We start from the raw sequence: 15482 nt of genomic DNA on the forward strand, positions 1-15482 counted from the left end.
GCCCCCTCCTGCCATGCGGGAGGGGGCTTTTCTTTGGCTCTTTGGCGCCTAAGAACCGGAGACGGTCAGAACCGATTGTCCCTGGGGAAGCCCGTCGGCGGCAGCCTGCCCGCCGCGCCCCGGGCGACCTTCCACAGCATCACGTCCTTTTCGGAGCGAACCCGCCCGCTTTCTCCGCCCATCGTCCAGCTCAACCCCTCCTCCAGGGCCAGGGTGGTCGCATCCGAAAGCCCGCCATCGCGATAGCGCTGCAGGGTGACGCCCTGCCCCCGCGCCAGAACCGGCAATTCCTCCAGGGCAAAGATCACGAGCTTGCGATTGTCGCCCACCACGGCGACATGATCGTGCCGGGCCGCGATCTCGCGCACCACGGCCAGCTTGACGCCGGGTTTCACATTCATCACCTGGCGGCCCTTGCGGGTTTCGGCCAGCAGCTCTTCCATTTCCGCCGCAAAGCCCTTCCCCGCGCTGCTCGCCAGCAACAGCTGGCCCTTGGGCTTGTATGCCAGCAGGCTCACGATCTGGGCTTCGGATTCGATGTCGACCATGGTCCTGATCGGCTCGCCGAAACCGCGCGCGCCCGGCAGCTTGTCCGCGCCCAGCGTATAGAAGCGGCCGTTATCGGCGGCGACCAGCAGCTTGTCGGTGGTCTGGGCATGGATCGCGAAGGCCGGCCCATCCCCTTCCTTGAACTTGAAGTCGCCATCCAGCGGCACATGGCCCCGGGCGGCGCGTATCCAGCCCCGCTGCGAAAGGATGACGGTGACCGGCTCCTTCTCGATCATGGCGTCCATCGTGAATTCGACGGTCGGCACCGCTTCGGCAATCGTGGTGCGGCGGCGGCCCAACGCCGTGTCCTCGCCATATTCCTTGCGCAGCGCATTGAGATCGCGCTTCACGCGGGTGCGCTGCCGGGCGGGAGATTCGAGCAGCTTTTCGAGTTCGTCCCGTTCGGCGAGCAGATCGTCCCGCTCCTGCCGCAGTTCCATCTCCTCAAGTTTGCGCAGGCTGCGCAGCCGCATGTTGAGGATCGCCTCGGCCTGGCGATCGGTCAGGCTGAATTCCGCCATCATGACCGGCTTCGGCTCATCCTCGGTCCGGATGATCTCGATGATCCGGTCCAGATTGAGAAAGGCGATGATATAGCCTTCCACCAGTTCCAGCCGGGCCGCGATCTTCTCCAGCCGATGGCGGCTGCGGCGCTGCAGGATGTCGATCTGGCTGGCCACCCAGTTGGTCAGCAGTTCCTTCAGCCCCATCACCATCGGGGTGCGGCTGGCGTCCAGCACATTGAGATTGAGCGAGAACCGGCTTTCGAGGTCGGTCAGCCGATAGAGGCTTTCCTTGAGCAGTTCCGGTTCGACATTGCGGCTGCGCGGCACCAGCACGATCCGGATATGCTCATCGGATTCATCGCGCACATCGTCCAGGATCGGCAGTTTCTTGTCCGCGATGGCCTGGGCGATCTGTTCGATCAGCTTCCCCTTCTGGACCATATAGGGGATCTCGCTGATAACGAGCTGCCATTGCCCGCCGCCCAGCCGCTCGATGCCCGCTTCGCGATCCTCGGCTTTCTCCGCTTCGGCCGCGAAGAAACGCCCGCGCACCCGGAATGCGCCGCGTCCCGTCTCATAAGCGTTGGAGATCGCGGCGGGGCTGTCGACGATAACCCCGCCCGTGGGGAAATCCGGCCCATGGAACAGTTCCATCAACCTGGCATGTTCCACATGCGGATTGTCGATCAGTTCCAGCGTGGCGTCGATTATTTCCGCGACATTGTGGCTGGGGATCGAGGTGGCCATGCCCACCGCGATTCCACTCGCGCCATTGGCCAGCAGATTGGGAAACAGGCCGGGGAAGATTTCCGGCTCTTCCTCTTCGCCATTATAGGTGGGCACGAAATCGACCGTGCCCTCGTCCAGCCCCGCCATGAGGCGGATGGCGGTAGGGGTAAGGCGCGCCTCGGTATAGCGATAGGCGGCGGCATTATCGCCATCGATATTGCCGAAGTTGCCCTGCCCTTCGACCAGCGGATAGCGCAGCGCGAAATCCTGGGCGAGCCGGACCATCGCGTCATAGACGCTGGCGTCGCCATGGGGGTGATACTTGCCGATCACGTCGCCCACCACGCGCGCCGATTTCTTGAAGGCGCTGGCCGGATCGAGCTTCAACTGACGCATCGCCCAGAGCAAGCGGCGATGGACCGGCTTCAGCCCGTCCCTCAGATCCGGGAGCGAGCGCGCCGTGATCGTGGAAAGCGCATAGACGAGGTAGCGCTCGGACAGCGCGCTGTCGAACGGCGCATCGACAATCGCATCGAAGGGATCGGGTTCGGTATCGGCAACGGTATCCATGCGCTCCGCCCTATCACCGGCACGGCCCGCGGGTAAGCACGGAACCTTCGCAATCCACCGCCCATTCAGCGAACGAATGCTGAAAGGGAACTTAGGTCATGACAAAGCGCGTATTGATATGCAGGCCGATCACGGGGCTGACATCTCAAAAGGTCCGTCAGTTCGCCTGAGGCAATGCTACAAAAGCTGCATGTCGCGGCTTTCGGGCGGAATATGCGCGATAAGCCCATCGAGATCGGGCGTCAGCACGATCTGGCATGACAGGCGGCTGTAGCGAACCACCCCGGCCGCGAGATCGAGCATATCCTCCTCCTCGTCACTGGCGGGGCGCAGCTTCGCGAACCACTCTTCCGCGATGATGACATGGCAGGTCGAACAGGCCATCTGCCCTTCGCAAGTGCCCTCCAGCGGCATCCCGCAAGCCTGCCCCGTCTCCAGCAGGCTGGAATTTACCTCTGCCTGGGTAGAAACTCTCTCGCCCTGGGCGGTGATGAATTCGACCCTTATCATCGCATATCCTGTCGTTCGGCGGCGGCATTCAGGCTTTCGGCCACCATCTCGATCTCGTCCAGCGTGGTATAACGCCCGAAGCCAAGCCGGATCGAGCTTTTTGCCTGTCTTGCGCTCAAACCCAGGGCCGACAGGACATGGCTTGGCCTGCCGGAGCCGCTCGCGCAAGCCGATCCCGCCGAAAATGCAATCGTCCGTAGATCGGACATCAGCCGCGCGACATCCAGCCCTTCGCGCCGGATATTGAGATTGCCGTGCCAGCGGCTATCGGCGCTGCCGTTCAGCTCCCATTCCGGCAGCAGGGAATGCACCCGTGCCCACAGCTTTTCCACATGCTGCGCATCATTTTCCAACAGCTCTGTCGACAGTCTGGCGGCGACCCCGAAACCCGCGCAAAGCGCCGGGCTGAGCGTGCCGGAACGCAGCCCCTGTTCCTGCCCTCCGCCAGTGAGCAGAGGCTCGAGCACCACCCCGTCCCGTATCCATAACGCGCCGATTCCCTTCGGCCCGTAGAGCTTGTGGGCCGACACCGCGATCATGTCCGCTTCCGCCGGCGGGGCGAGCTTGCCGGCGCCCTGAACGGCATCGCACAGGAAAAGCGCGCCCAACTCCTTCGCTCGCCGGGCGAGCGCATCGACCGGCTGGATGGTGCCGATCTCGTTGTTGACCTGCATCACCGCAACCAGACGCACCGCATCAGGCAAGCCGCAGGCCGGATCGACCAGTCCCGCGCGATCCACCGGCAATATCTCCACCGGGCAGCGCAAGGCCCTGGCCGTATCCAGCACGGCCGCGTGCTCGATCGCCGATACCGCCACGGGGCGGGCATCGCCGGGCGGATGCGAGCCGCGCAAGGCCAGGTTGATCGCTTCGGTGGCGCTGCCGGTGAAGATCACGCGCCCGCCCGGCGGGAAAAGCGCCGCTACCCGGTCACGCGCCAGTTCGACCGCCGCCGCCGCCTGCCGCCCGAACCGATGCGGGCTATGCGGATTGCCGAACCCGGTGCCATCCGGCCCATCGAGCCAGGGCAGCATTGCCTCCCGCGCTTCCGGCGCCAGGGGCGTCGTCGCCTGATAGTCGCAATAGATCATGCGGCCCGCGCTCCGCTGCCTTCCGCCAGCGCGATCCAGCTGTCGCAGAAGCGTTCCACCTCCTCGCGCGTCGTGCTCCAGCCGAAACTGACGCGGATGATCCGGCCGGCCAGTTCGTCGTCCAGCCCCATCGCCTGCAGGACATGGCTTCGCTTGAGGCTGCCGGACGAGCAGGCGCTGCCCTGCGACACGGCAAATCCCGCCATGTCGAAGCGCATCAGCTGCGCGCTGCCGGACATATCGGGCATCGCGATGGCCTCGATATAGGGTGTGGGAGCGGCAAGACGGTCGGCCAGCCGCATTCCGCCGAGGCGGGCGATGGCCGGGGCGAGCCTTTCAATTATCGGTTCCAAAACCGCCGGATCGAGATAGGGGGCGCTGCAGGCTTCCAATGCCGCGGCAAGGCCAAGCGCGCCCGGCAGATTCTCCGTGCCGCGGCGATACCCCCGCTCCTGCCCGCTGGACGGCGCCAGCATGGCGAAATCCTTCACCAGCAAGGCGCCGACACCGGGTGGGCCGCCGAACTTGTGGGCGGAGAGGATCACCATATCCGCCCCGGCCGGCAAGGCGAACTTGCCGGCGCTTTGCGCCGCATCGACCAGCAGCAGGCCGTCCGCCGAATGCACAATCCGCGCAATCGCATCCAGGTCCTGCCCGTTGCCCGTTTCCGAATTGATGGCCTGCACCGCCACAACCGGGCGCTCCCGGCCGTCCACCGCTTCCTCCAGCACGTCGAGATCCAGCGCGCCGTCCGGGCGAACAGGCAGGATCTCCGCGTCCGGCAAGGCTTGCAGCACGGAGTCATGCTCCACCGCGCTCACCAGCCTGGCCCCGCCCTTCGCGCGAGCGAGCGCCATCGCGGCGCTCTCGCTCGCGCCGCTGGTGAAGATCAGCTCATGCGGCCAGCCCAGCGAGGCGGCCGCGCGCGCGCGGGCATCCTCCAGCGCGGCACGGGCAGCCCTGCCCTCGGCATGGGGGCTGGACGGGTTCGCCCATTTGCCCATCCCCTCCGCCACCGCGGCGGCCGCTTCGGGGCGGATCGGCGTCGTGGCCGCATGATCGAGATAAATGCGCAAATGCACTCCATTGCGTAGGAATTGCGAAAAACGGCGAGAACACTATATAGCCTCCACCTTCCCGCGCGCCACCCGCGCGCTCAGTCAGCGCATTCAGACAGGTCATATATGCCCTCAGTTATCTTTCCCGGTCCGGAAGGCCGCCTCGAAGGCCGGTTTCAACCTTCTGCCCGCCCCCGCGCGCCCGTGGCGATGATCCTTCATCCCCACCCCCAGGGCGGCGGCACCATGAACGATCGGATCGTGCAGCGGCTCTACAAGACATTCGCCGATCGCGGCTTCGCGACGCTGCGCTTCAACTTTCGCGGCGTGGGCCGCAGCCAGGGCAGTTTCGACAACGGCATCGGCGAGCTTTCCGATGCGGCCGCCGCGCTGGACTGGGTCCAATCGATCCATCCGGAGGCGCAGACCACCTGGATCGCAGGCTACAGCTTCGGCGCCCTGATCGGGATGCAATTGCTCATGCGCCGCCCGGAAATTCGCGGCTTCATCTCGGTTTCGCCGCCGGCGAACATGTATGATTTCAGCTTCCTTGCCCCTTGCCCCGCATCAGGCATAATCATCCAGGGCGCCGGGGACACGGTGGTTCAGCCGGGGGCCGTGCAGAAGCTGGTCGACAAGCTGCGCACGCAGAAGCACATCACCATCCATCACGATGAGATTCCGCGCGCCAATCACTTCTTCGAGCATGAGCTTGAGGACATGATGCTCTCGGTCGACAAATATCTCGATTTCCGGCTCTCGCCGGAATGCACCATCCGGTAACGAACAGACGGGCTGCTCCCTTGCGGCCCGTCTACCCTGTCTCCTGTCTCCGGGTCAGGCTCCCGCGAACCGCACGACATAATCCTTCGCGAAATCGAGGTAGTTGCGGTTCCAGCAGAATTCGACCCAGCCGGTGCCCTGCTTGCCTTCGATCTCCACGGTGAAAGCCGCCTCGTTGAGGTAGACCTTCGGATCGTATGAATCGAGCTGGATCGTGGCGAAGGCCCTGGCGTGGACCACTGCCCGGCGGTCTTCGCTATCCACCACGGTCACTTCCATGCCTTGCTGCATCATCCGGTCGTCGTAATCGATCCTGTAGTCGACCGAAGCGAGGTGGCGCATCTGCCCATCCTTGAACAGATAGCCGCGCAAGTGATTGTATCCGAAGGATTGCATCTCGAAGAAATGGATCGAGCAATCCTCGGTCGTGGCGTGGAACCATTTGTGATTCTGGTTGAGGCCCCAGATCCGCGGTCCCCATGAGTGATCCCTGATGAGGAAGCCTTCATGCTTTCCGCCCAGGCCGTCGACACTGAATTCCGCGCTGAGGCGGCCATGCTGCTCGGTGCGGTCGTCGCCATAGTAGGGCGGATTGCCCCCGGGGTGGGAACTGAACGCATAGGGCGGGTGCATCGCCTCGAAGCGCCCATGGAACTGGATGCGTTCCCCTTTCCAGTCGAGATCCACGATCCTGTGGGCATCGCGCACGGCCATCACCAGCGGGCCGGTCCGCCAGTCGTCGAAATCCATTCCGTCCGGAACGTCCGCTTCCACTTCCTCGATCACCGGCTCGGGCAAGGCCGGCCCGAACAGATAGGTGCGCACCTTTGCCGGCCCGGTTGCGCGGATCGACGGATAAATGAAGCCGGCAATGCCATGCTCAGGGAACATCAGCATGTGAGCGAGCAATTCCCGCCCATCTTCCCTCAGCTTGTGCCGAAAGGCATGTTCGGCGGGGAAGGACGCAAAATACTCGTTGGTTTCGCTCATCGGCTCGTCTCTTCTTTCAACTCAGCAATTCTTCAGCGCGAAGCGGATTGGCCGGCAAAAAGCAATCCCGCAACTGCACCACAATCGAGCGATGGTCGCAAAATGACGGCACGCCACCCTATCCACCGGCCGATCCACGAGCGGCGGCACCCGAACGGCTAGGGCTGTTCAGCGCTTTCGATGGAGCGGCCGAGCGGCGCCTGGCCGCTTTTGTCGGGCAATGTCCAGATCGCGATATTGAGGACCATGACCGCCGCCAGAAGCAGCATCAGCATGATCTGGCGCCTTGGCCTCCCCTTGCGCCATGCGACGAACGCGCCAAGCAGCAAGGCGATCGCAGCCAGAACGAGAATCGACAATACAGCTTCCATGGTCCCTCAGTCTTCTTCAGGCGGAAGCACTTCATCAAGCGGATTGTGCGCATGCTCAAGTTCCAGCAGCGCAGGAACCCCGTTGTCGTTGCCATGCAAGGGAGCGGCCCGGATCGAGATGTAGCCGCCGAGCAGCATGGCGAGCAGGGGAAGCATCTTGCGCAGCTGCGCGGTGTCGAGTTCGGACCTCTCGGCGGCCGCGCTGGCCACGGATACGATTGCCTCGGGCGATCCGAAGATCGCTTCGAGGAGGGCGGGGCCTGCCGCCATCGACCCGTTCCCCGGGATCAGCACGGCGGCGGCCATCTCGCCATCGCCCCACAGGTTCAGCAGCTTCAACAGCGCGGGAAGCCCCTGCCCTTCAGAGTCATGACGCTGGCAGTAGCGTTTGAATCCGCCCAGCAGGAAAGGCAGCAGGGCATCCGTCCCCGCCGACGCCTGCGTCGGCGTCAAGTTCAAGTGCCGCGACAAAGCAGCCAGGCCACCCGTACGCCGCAGCGTGTCGAGCATCTCGATCATTCGGTTCCCCTCCGTGAAACCGATGCGACCCGGCTTCATATCTTATAACAGGGTTTAATAATATTATTTTACGGAAGGCAACGCTCTTTTCCGGAAAGTTGCTGACATTACTCCCTCACGGATGAAATGAGCAGTAACGCAGGCCCGGAAGCCTGCCTATTTCTTGCCGAACAAGCCCTTTGCAATATCCGCGATATCATCGAAAGCGCTGCCATCCTTGTCGCGATCGAGAATATTGGCGAATTCCATCAGCGAACCCTCGCCGCCGACCGCCTGCACGATCTGCTGCAAGGTGGAAGCGGGCAGCCCGGTCTTGGCGGCGGCCAGCTCGACCGTGTCGCCTTGCATTTGGTGGGACTGGCCCAGGGCCGCGATCGCCTTTTCCGCCAGACCCGGATCGATGCCGAGCTTCGCGGAAAGGTTCGCCACGTCGTCAGGCGCACCGCCGATTCCCTTGAGGATCGTATCGAAAATGCTCATCGCTGCTTCTCCTGTAGAAGGGCATCAAACCCCGGCGCATGATGCCCTTTCATAACAGCGACACAAGTCCAATCTTTGACACAGGCCAACCATCGCGGAGCCGGTGCAAAAAAATGGGGCGGGAAAAACCCGCCCCGCCTTTTCCAGCTTCCGGAGGGAGCCTCAGGCAGCCTGCGGCGCGGCCTGACGCACGCTTTCATCGACATGCGCCTCGAACTGCGCGAAATTGTCCACGAACAGCTGAACCAGCTTCTGGGCGGTGCGGTCGAACTCTTCCTTGTCGGCCCAGGTCGAGCGCGGATCGAGGATAGAGCTGTCCACCCCCGGAACCGCGACCGGCACGTCGAAGCCGAAATTCGGGTCCTTGCGGAATTCCACATTGTTCAGGCTGCCGTCGAGCGCCGCATTCAGCAGGGCGCGGGTGGCCTTGATCGGCATACGGTTGCCCACGCCATATTTGCCCCCGGTCCAGCCGGTGTTGACCAGCCAGCAGGAAACACCGCCCTTGGCGATCCGCTCCTTGAGGAGATTGCCGTAGACGCTGGGATGGCGTGGCATGAACGGAGCGCCGAAGCAGGTCGAGAAGGTCGCTTCGGGTTCGATCACGCCGATTTCCGTGCCGGCCACCTTGGCGGTGTAGCCGGACAGGAAGTGATACATCGCCTGGTCAGGGGTAAGGCGCGCGATCGGAGGCAGCACGCCGAAGGCATCGGCGGTCAGCATGATGACATTGGCCGGAACCGGGCCAAGGTTCTCTTCCGAAGCATTGGGGATGAAGTCGATCGGATAGGCGCCCCGCGTATTCTCAGCGAGCGAACTGTCGTCGAGATCGAGCAGGCGGGTCTCGGGGTCGATCACCACATTTTCGAGCACCGTGCCGAAGCGGCGGGTGGTCGCATAGATTTCCGGCTCGGCCTCTTCCGACAGGCGGATCATCTTGGCGTAGCAGCCGCCTTCGAAATTGAACACGGCGGTATCGGACCAGCCATGTTCGTCATCGCCGATAAGGGTGCGGCTGGCATCGGCCGAAAGCGTGGTCTTGCCGGTGCCCGACAGGCCGAAGAACACCGCCGTCTTGCCATCCGGGCCGATATTGGCCGAGCAATGCATGGGCATCACGCCCTTGGCCGGCAGCAGATAGTTGAGGATGCCGAACACGCTCTTCTTTATTTCACCGGCATATTTGGTGCCGCCGATCAGGATCAGCTTTTCGGTGAGGTTCACGGCGATCACGGTTTCCGAACGGCAGCCATGGCGTTCCGGATCGGCCTGGAAGCTCGGCAGGTCGATGATCGTGTATTCCGGCTCGAAGCTGGAGAGTTCACTCGCGGTGGGCCGAACCAGGAGAGTGCGGATGAACAGATTGTGCCAGGCCAACTCGTTGATTATGCGGACGTTGACGCGATGTTCCGGCTGCGAACCGCCGAACAGATCGGCCACGTAGAGCTTGCTCTTGTCCGCGAGGGCCTTGAAGAAATCTTCCTTCAGTGCGGCGAAGTGCTCCGGCGTCATCGGAACATTGGTATTGCCCCACCAGACCGTGTTTTCCGTTTCCGCATCCTTGACCGTGAACTTGTCCTTGGCGGAGCGCCCGGTATGGCGGCCGGTTTCGACCACGAGCGGGCCGGAAACGGCAAGCAGGCCCTCGCCGTTCTGGATGGCATGCTCGACAAGCGGCGCGGACCCCAGATTGGCGAATATGGAGGCACCGGTCGAAATGCCCTGGCGATCGAGCGAGAAGGAAAGCGAAGCAGTCAAGATCATCTCCTGGGAATCGGCCCGAGGGCCGCGCAATTTCCTGAGGCGGTCCATCGCGCATAGTCGCCAGACAGCCTCACGTCAATTTGACACGATCAAGCTGAAAATCTATCCGCTCCTTTCAGCATATTACCGCATCTGCACAAGCAATAAAAGCCCCCTTGCATTGTCTCCGGCCCCGTCTCGGGATAACGACGGAAAATCAATCCGGAAGCATCGTTTACCGCTGCATGATTTCAGGCAAACCCAATATTCCTCCGGCAGGCGCAGATGCGCCACAGGTTATCGCGCTGGTCGATGACGATCGCAATATACTGACCTCGGTGTCGATCGCACTCCAGGCGGAAGGATTCGCCACCAGGGTCTATTCCGACAGTTCGGCGGCGCTGAAGGCCCTTGCGGACAATCCGCCGGATCTCGGGGTGTTCGACATCAAGATGCCGCGCATGGACGGCCTGGAGCTTCTCCGGCAACTCCGGCTCAGTTGCTATTTCCCGGTAATTTTCCTGACGAGCAAGGATGACGAGCAGGACGAAGTGACCGGGCTGGACCTGGGCGCGGACGATTATCTCGCCAAGCCGTTCAGCCAGCGCCTTCTGCTGGCCAGGATTCGGGCGATCCTGCGGCGCAACGCGGCATCGCGGGAAAGCCCGGACGCCACGCCGAACGAGGCGGACGTTTCCCTTCCCGTTCTGGTGAGGGGCCGGCTGAGCATGGACCCGGCCCGCCATTTCGTGGAATGGAACGGCCATGCGGTATCCCTGACCGTGACCGAATTCCTGATCCTGGAAGCGCTGGCCGCCCGGCCCGGCGTCATCAAGAGCCGCAACCAGCTGATGGACGCGGCCTATCCGGACGATGTCTTCGTCGATGACCGGACCGTGGACAGCCACATCAAGCGGCTGCGTCGCAAGTTCCGTGTGGTCGACCCGGAATTCGCGGCGATAGAAACGCTCTATGGCGCGGGTTACAGCTTCACCGATGGCTGACCGGCCCGCCAACCGAACCAATGAGCTGGGGATGCCCCTGCAGCGGCTGTTCTGGACCCGCAGGGCCTCGCTTACCGCGCGCATCCTGACGGTGAACATCGTCGCGCTGGCCCTGCTCGGGGCAAGCCTCTTCTACCTCGATTCCTATCGCAAGCAGTTGCTGGCGGAACGCTTCAAACTTGCCCGCAGCGAAGCGCAGATCACGGCCGAGGCCCTGGTCGTCGCCTCTCCCGAAAGGCGCCGGAGCCTGCTCGCCCAGCTCGGCAAGGAGCAGAAGTTGCGGCTGCGGCTGTATGACCGGAAGGGGCGGTTGGCGGCGGACAGCTTCGAGCTTGCCGATCCGTCATTCGCCCTCATCGATCCGGATCGCGAACCATGGTATCAACATGCCGCGCGCCTGCTGGATCGCGGCATGGATTTTCTGGTCGGCGCGCCCCCCATTCCCGATTATGTGGAACCGGCGGACACGGATTCCGACCAATGGCCGGAATTGATCCAGGCCCGCGAGGACCGAAGCAGCAAGGTGATGCTCCGCTACGCCCCCGACCGAACGCCTGTAATCACGGCTGCGGCTCCGGTCGGGAAGAAGGGTGAAATGCTGCTCACCACCCGCAACGCGCTCGATATCACCGAAAACGTAAGAGACGCCCGCCAGACGCTCGCGATCGTGGTGCTGATCGCCCTGGTGATCTCGATCCAGCTTTCGCTGTTTCTGGCCCGGACGATCGTGCAGCCCCTGCGGACCCTCGTCCGGGCGGCCGTGCGGGTGCGGCTGGGGCGCGAGCGCGGGGTGGAAGTGCCGCGCCTGCCGGAACGGCGGGACGAGATCGGGCTGCTGGCCCGCGCCATTTCAGACATGACCGCCGCCCTTCGCCACCGGATCGATGCGGTGGAAAGCTTTGCCGCCGATGTGGCGCATGAAATCAAGAACCCGCTCGCATCGCTGCGCAGCGCGCTCGAATCGCTCAGCAAGGTGACAGATCCGGAACTGCGCCGGCAATTGACTGAAATCGCGGTGCATGACGTGGGCAGGATCGACCGCCTGGTGACGGAGATCGCGGACGCCAGCCGGATCGACGCCGAACTGAGCCGCGCGACATTCGAGCCGGTGGACATGGCATCCCTGGCAAACAATTCGATCCGCAGCCTTTCCGATCACCAGCTTCACGACGGCCTCGAAATCCGTCTGCGAAAACGAGGCGGCCTTCCGGCGGTGGTGATGGGGGTTCCGGCACGCATCGAGCGAATCCTCCAGAACCTGCTCGACAACGCCATCTCCTTCTCTCCGCCGGATGGCGTGGTGACCGTGGACATCGCCGTGAGCGACAATCTCGTGGAGACGGCGATCTGGGATGATGGGCCGGGCATTCCCGAAGCGGAACGGGAGGCGGTGTTCGAACGCTTTCATTCCATCCGCCCGGCGGCCGAAAGTTTCGGCGATCATAGCGGCCTCGGCCTCGCCATAGCCCGCACCATCGCCGAGGCGCATGACGGCACCTTGCAGGCCGTGGACCGCCCGGACAGGAAACCCGGCGCCTGCCTGCTGTTGAGCCTGCCCAGGGCCGGGCGGCCATGAATCCGGTCGTCCGCCAGGCGAGCTGCGTCGCGATCGGGGAGCGGGCGGTGCTGATCGAAGGCGCCCCGGGCACCGGCAAGTCGAGCCTTGCGCTGGCCCTGATCGACCGTGGCGCCGCCCTGGTGGGCGACGATGGCGTGACGCTCGAATCCCGGGATGGGACACTTTGGGCGTCCCCGCCGCCCAACACCGCTAACCTCCTGGAGATCCGCAATGTCGGGATAGTATCCATGCCGGCGCGAAGCGCGCGGGTAGCCTTGATCGTTGCCCTGGACCGCGCCGCGCCGCGCTTTGTTGATACGGCCCCGATGCGCGAGATCTGTGGCGTGGCGATACCCGCCGTCAGCCTTTACCCGGACAGCGCGGCACTGCCGCTGCGGGCGGAGTGGGCCTTGAGAATCCACGGCGCGGACTGATCGCCCCCTTCCCTTTCATCTGCCGGAAGCGCACAGCTGCGCCGTTATGTCCTGCGATTCGGCTGACAGTCGCCAACGTATCCTGCTTGTCACCGGACTGCTCGGTGCAGGCAAGACAACCGCCCTGCGCGTGCTGGAAGATCTCGGCTGGGAAGCGATCGACAACTTCCCCGTCAGATTGCTCGACCGGCTGATCGGCGACGGCGGAAGCGGGAACGGCGATCTCAAGGCGCCGATGGCCATCGGGTTCGACAGCCGGACCCGCGGTTTCGACCCGGTGGAAATCATCCAGCTCGTCAAGCAGCTCGCCACACGAGACGACCTGATCGTCACCACCCTGTTTCTGGATTGCGCCGATCACGAGCTGGAACGGCGCTATAACGAAACCCGCCGCCGCCATCCGCTCGCGCAGGGGCTGCCGGTCTCCGCGGGAATCGCGGCGGAGCGCGAATTGCTTGCCCCGCTGCGCCGATGGGCGGATGCGGTGATTACCACCACGGATTTCAATTCCAACGAGCTGCAGCAGGCCATCCGCGACCGCTTCGCCCATGAGGCACCCGGCCAGATGACAGTGACGGTCAACAGCTTCGGCTTTGCGCGCGGCCTGCCTCCGGTTGCCGATCTCCTGTTCGACATGCGGTTTCTCGACAATCCGCATTGGGTGCCGGAACTGCGCGACCAGACCGGCAAGGATTCGGCCGTCGGCGACCATATCCGCCGCGATCCGGCGTTCGCCGCCAGCTTCTCGCAAATTCGCGACCTGCTCCTGCTCCTGTTGCCAAGATACGAAGCGCAGGGAAAAAGCTATGTTAACATTGCATTCGGCTGCACGGGCGGACGGCATCGCTCCGTTTTCATGGCGGAGCAGATAGCGCAGGCCTTGCGCGAAGCGGGATTTTCGCCCACTGTGCTGCACCGCAACCTGGCATCCCGCGCTGCAGAAATGATTGAAGGGGCGCAGCAGACGTGACGAGCCATGGATCGCCTTGGAGCGCTGCGCGCGCAAGCAATGTCTGCCCGAACTGGAGCAATCCCCCGTATGATCGGTATGATTTTGGTCACGCACGGCCATCTGGCCGAGGAATTTGTCCAGGCGATGGAGCATGTCGTAGGCAAGCAGGAAGCGGTGATAACCGTCTGCATCGGCCCCAACGACGACATGGAGCGGCGCCGCAACGAGATTCGCGATGCGATCGCCAAGGTCGATTCGGGTGAAGGCGCGATCATCCTGACCGACCTGTTCGGCGGCACGCCTTCCAACCTCGCCATCTCGCTGATGCAGGCCGGAAAGGTGGAAGTGATCGCCGGCATCAATCTCCCGATGCTGATTCGCCTTGCCGGGGCGCGAAAGACCATGGACATAAAGGAAGCCATCGTCGCCGCGCGCGAAGCTGGCCGCAATTACATAACGATAGCATCGGAATTCCTCGGCCAGGACGCATGAGGCAATAATAATCGAAAGGGGGCAGGGCATGGCAGATGCGCGGCAAGAGGTTGTGATCGTCAACAAACGGGGCTTGCATGCCCGCGCAAGCGCGAAATTCGTGGAAGCCGTCAGCCAGCTGCCGCCGACCAACAACGTTAAGGTCGCCAAGGATGGCGCGGACGCGGCGGGCGGCTCGATCCTGGGCCTGATGATGCTGGGCGCCGCGCGTGGCGACACCATTGAAATCTCGGTGGAAGGCGATGACGCGCAGATCGCGCTCGAACGGCTGGTCAGCCTCGTCGCCGCCGGCTTCGGAGAGGAGTAGGACGGCTCCGGCCATCCTGGCGCGATCCCCGATGCGGCGAAGCATTACCGGCCTGTCCAATCCCACGGTCAAATATCTCCGTTCCCTGCGCGACAAGAAGCACCGGCGGCGCGAAGGCCGTTTCCTGGCCGAAGGGCTGCGGCTGCTTACCGATGCGAGAGAGTCGGGGAAGCTGCCCGAAACGCTGGTGATGGCCGCCAGCCGCGATCCGCACCCCCTGCTCTCGGCGCTGGAGGAACAGGTGGAAGCGGCCGGCGGCGAGATTCTGGAAGTGACCGAAGAGGTCCTTTCCAAGATCACCGGGAAGGACAATCCGCAGGCGGTCGCAGGGGTCTTCGCGGAGTTCGACAGTTCGCTTGCCAGCCTGGACCGGAACGCCGCTCCGATCTGGCTCGTAGCGCAAGCGCTGCGCGATCCCGGCAATCTGGGGACCATGCTGCGCACGGGGGACGCGGTGGGCGCCGGCGGCCTGATCCTGCTCGACAATTGCGCCGATCCGTTCTCGGTGGAGGCGGTGCGGGCCAGCATGGGCGCGATCTTCACGCAGCGGGTGGCGCAAGCCGAATGGGAAGAGTTCGTCCCCTGGCTGCGCGACGGCGCGGGCCAGCTCGTCGCGGCTTCCCTGCGCGACGCCCAGCCCTATCGCGAGGCATCTTATCAGGCGCCATGCTTCATTCTGGTCGGCAATGAATCCAGAGGCTTGCCGGAAGACTATGAAGCGGAATGCGACTTGCGAGTGACCATGCCGATGCGCGGACGGGCGGACAGCCTCAATGCGGCGGTGGCTGGCGCGGTTCTGGCTTATGAAGTGCTGGCGCAGCTTGCCCCCTGAAGCT

17 protein-coding genes are annotated in these 15482 nt (G+C 63.7%); 8 read left to right on the forward strand and 9 right to left on the reverse strand.

Annotated features, from left to right (window positions below; translation table 11 throughout):
- Positions 1-65: 65 nt before the first annotated feature.
- The 4 genes from parC to U8326_RS08565 all read right to left on the reverse strand — a co-directional run bounded on the left by parC (position 66) and on the right by U8326_RS08565 (position 5037).
- Positions 66-2354 carry a DNA topoisomerase IV subunit A gene (gene parC, locus U8326_RS08550; RefSeq protein ID WP_324739730.1) on the reverse strand — a complete coding sequence of 763 codons (2289 nt, stop codon included), beginning with the start codon at positions 2352-2354 and terminating at the stop codon, positions 66-68.
- 177 nt (positions 2355-2531) lie between these two features.
- Entirely contained in the window at positions 2532-2864 is a 333-nt protein-coding gene (locus U8326_RS08555) for a 2Fe-2S iron-sulfur cluster-binding protein (RefSeq protein ID WP_324739731.1), read from the reverse strand.
- Positions 2861-3955, reverse strand: a complete 1095-nt coding sequence (locus U8326_RS08560) for a cysteine desulfurase family protein (RefSeq protein ID WP_324739732.1) — start codon at positions 3953-3955, stop codon at positions 2861-2863. The genes U8326_RS08555 and U8326_RS08560 overlap by 4 nt, the downstream gene beginning before the upstream one ends.
- A complete protein-coding gene (locus tag U8326_RS08565) occupies positions 3952-5037 on the reverse strand; it encodes a cysteine desulfurase family protein (protein ID WP_324739733.1) in 1086 nt (361 codons plus the stop codon). Before U8326_RS08565 ends, U8326_RS08560 begins: the two co-directional genes overlap by 4 nt.
- 102 nt (positions 5038-5139) lie before the next feature.
- Between U8326_RS08565 and U8326_RS08570 the strand changes: the two genes are divergently transcribed.
- On the forward strand, positions 5140-5796 hold the full coding sequence (locus tag U8326_RS08570) for an alpha/beta hydrolase (RefSeq protein WP_324739735.1): 657 nt from the start codon (positions 5140-5142) through the stop codon (positions 5794-5796).
- 54 nt (positions 5797-5850) lie between these two features.
- Here the strand turns inward: U8326_RS08570 and U8326_RS08575 are convergent, their stop codons facing one another.
- From U8326_RS08575 to U8326_RS08595, 5 genes are all read right to left on the reverse strand, one after another.
- Positions 5851-6786 (reverse strand): DUF7064 domain-containing protein, encoded by a 936-nt coding sequence (locus U8326_RS08575; RefSeq protein ID WP_324739736.1) that lies wholly within the window; start codon positions 6784-6786, stop codon positions 5851-5853.
- A 158-nt stretch (positions 6787-6944) separates the two neighbouring features.
- On the reverse strand, positions 6945-7157 hold the full coding sequence (locus U8326_RS08580) for a hypothetical protein (RefSeq protein ID WP_324739737.1): 213 nt from the start codon (positions 7155-7157) through the stop codon (positions 6945-6947).
- A 6-nt stretch (positions 7158-7163) separates the two neighbouring features.
- The gene (locus U8326_RS08585; protein WP_324739738.1) at positions 7164-7676 is read right to left on the reverse strand and encodes a DUF937 domain-containing protein; all 513 of its coding nucleotides are present in this window, start codon (positions 7674-7676) and stop codon (positions 7164-7166) included.
- 156 nt (positions 7677-7832) lie between these two features.
- Positions 7833-8156 (reverse strand): hypothetical protein, encoded by a 324-nt coding sequence (locus U8326_RS08590; protein ID WP_324739739.1) that lies wholly within the window; start codon positions 8154-8156, stop codon positions 7833-7835.
- Positions 8157-8318: 162 nt separating this feature from the next.
- Positions 8319-9914, reverse strand: a complete 1596-nt coding sequence (locus U8326_RS08595) for a phosphoenolpyruvate carboxykinase (protein ID WP_416385463.1) — start codon at positions 9912-9914, stop codon at positions 8319-8321.
- A gap of 230 nt (positions 9915-10144) precedes the next feature.
- Here U8326_RS08595 and U8326_RS08600 point away from each other — a divergent pair, with 230 nt between their 5' ends.
- The 7 genes from U8326_RS08600 to U8326_RS08630 all read left to right on the forward strand — a co-directional run bounded on the left by U8326_RS08600 (position 10145) and on the right by U8326_RS08630 (position 15478).
- Complete coding sequence (locus U8326_RS08600) at positions 10145-10903, forward strand: response regulator transcription factor (protein WP_324739741.1); 759 nt, start codon at positions 10145-10147, stop codon at positions 10901-10903.
- Positions 10896-12479 carry a stimulus-sensing domain-containing protein gene (locus U8326_RS08605; protein WP_324739742.1) on the forward strand — a complete coding sequence of 528 codons (1584 nt, stop codon included), beginning with the start codon at positions 10896-10898 and terminating at the stop codon, positions 12477-12479. Before U8326_RS08600 ends, U8326_RS08605 begins: the two co-directional genes overlap by 8 nt.
- Complete coding sequence (locus U8326_RS08610; protein ID WP_324739743.1) at positions 12476-12895, forward strand: HPr kinase/phosphatase C-terminal domain-containing protein; 420 nt, start codon at positions 12476-12478, stop codon at positions 12893-12895. Before U8326_RS08605 ends, U8326_RS08610 begins: the two co-directional genes overlap by 4 nt.
- Positions 12896-12941: 46 nt before the next feature.
- Positions 12942-13865, forward strand: coding sequence for an RNase adapter RapZ (rapZ, locus tag U8326_RS08615; RefSeq protein ID WP_324739744.1), 924 nt, complete (start codon positions 12942-12944; stop codon positions 13863-13865).
- 69 nt (positions 13866-13934) lie between these two features.
- The gene (locus U8326_RS08620; protein WP_324739745.1) at positions 13935-14339 is read left to right on the forward strand and encodes a PTS sugar transporter subunit IIA; all 405 of its coding nucleotides are present in this window, start codon (positions 13935-13937) and stop codon (positions 14337-14339) included.
- Between the two features lie 28 nt (positions 14340-14367).
- Entirely contained in the window at positions 14368-14646 is a 279-nt protein-coding gene (locus U8326_RS08625; protein WP_324739746.1) for an HPr family phosphocarrier protein, read from the forward strand.
- A 31-nt stretch (positions 14647-14677) separates the two neighbouring features.
- On the forward strand, positions 14678-15478 hold the full coding sequence (locus tag U8326_RS08630) for an RNA methyltransferase (protein ID WP_324739747.1): 801 nt from the start codon (positions 14678-14680) through the stop codon (positions 15476-15478).
- Positions 15479-15482 lie beyond the last annotated feature (4 nt).

This window comes from Tsuneonella sp. CC-YZS046, from assembly GCF_035581365.1.
Classification (GTDB): domain Bacteria; phylum Pseudomonadota; class Alphaproteobacteria; order Sphingomonadales; family Sphingomonadaceae; genus JAWKXU01.

Bases quoted from the DNA above. Each gene is read 5' to 3' on its own strand.
- U8326_RS08560 (WP_324739732.1), bottom strand. From the start codon at position 3,955: ATGATCTATTGCGACTATCAGGCGACGACGCCCCTGGCGCCGGAAGCG.
- U8326_RS08590 (WP_324739739.1), bottom strand. From the start codon at position 8,156: ATGAGCATTTTCGATACGATCCTCAAGGGAATCGGCGGTGCGCCTGAC.
- U8326_RS08625 (WP_324739746.1), top strand. From the start codon at position 14,368: ATGGCAGATGCGCGGCAAGAGGTTGTGATCGTCAACAAACGGGGCTTG.
- U8326_RS08575 (WP_324739736.1), bottom strand. From the start codon at position 6,786: ATGAGCGAAACCAACGAGTATTTTGCGTCCTTCCCCGCCGAACATGCC.
- U8326_RS08555 (WP_324739731.1), bottom strand. From the start codon at position 2,864: ATGATAAGGGTCGAATTCATCACCGCCCAGGGCGAGAGAGTTTCTACC.
- U8326_RS08585 (WP_324739738.1), bottom strand. From the start codon at position 7,676: ATGATCGAGATGCTCGACACGCTGCGGCGTACGGGTGGCCTGGCTGCT.
- U8326_RS08605 (WP_324739742.1), top strand. From the start codon at position 10,896: ATGGCTGACCGGCCCGCCAACCGAACCAATGAGCTGGGGATGCCCCTG.
- U8326_RS08620 (WP_324739745.1), top strand. From the start codon at position 13,935: ATGATCGGTATGATTTTGGTCACGCACGGCCATCTGGCCGAGGAATTT.
- U8326_RS08610 (WP_324739743.1), top strand. From the start codon at position 12,476: ATGAATCCGGTCGTCCGCCAGGCGAGCTGCGTCGCGATCGGGGAGCGG.
- U8326_RS08630 (WP_324739747.1), top strand. From the start codon at position 14,678: ATGCGGCGAAGCATTACCGGCCTGTCCAATCCCACGGTCAAATATCTC.
- U8326_RS08570 (WP_324739735.1), top strand. From the start codon at position 5,140: ATGCCCTCAGTTATCTTTCCCGGTCCGGAAGGCCGCCTCGAAGGCCGG.
- U8326_RS08600 (WP_324739741.1), top strand. From the start codon at position 10,145: ATGATTTCAGGCAAACCCAATATTCCTCCGGCAGGCGCAGATGCGCCA.
- parC (WP_324739730.1), bottom strand. From the start codon at position 2,354: ATGGATACCGTTGCCGATACCGAACCCGATCCCTTCGATGCGATTGTC.
- rapZ (WP_324739744.1), top strand. From the start codon at position 12,942: ATGTCCTGCGATTCGGCTGACAGTCGCCAACGTATCCTGCTTGTCACC.
- U8326_RS08580 (WP_324739737.1), bottom strand. From the start codon at position 7,157: ATGGAAGCTGTATTGTCGATTCTCGTTCTGGCTGCGATCGCCTTGCTG.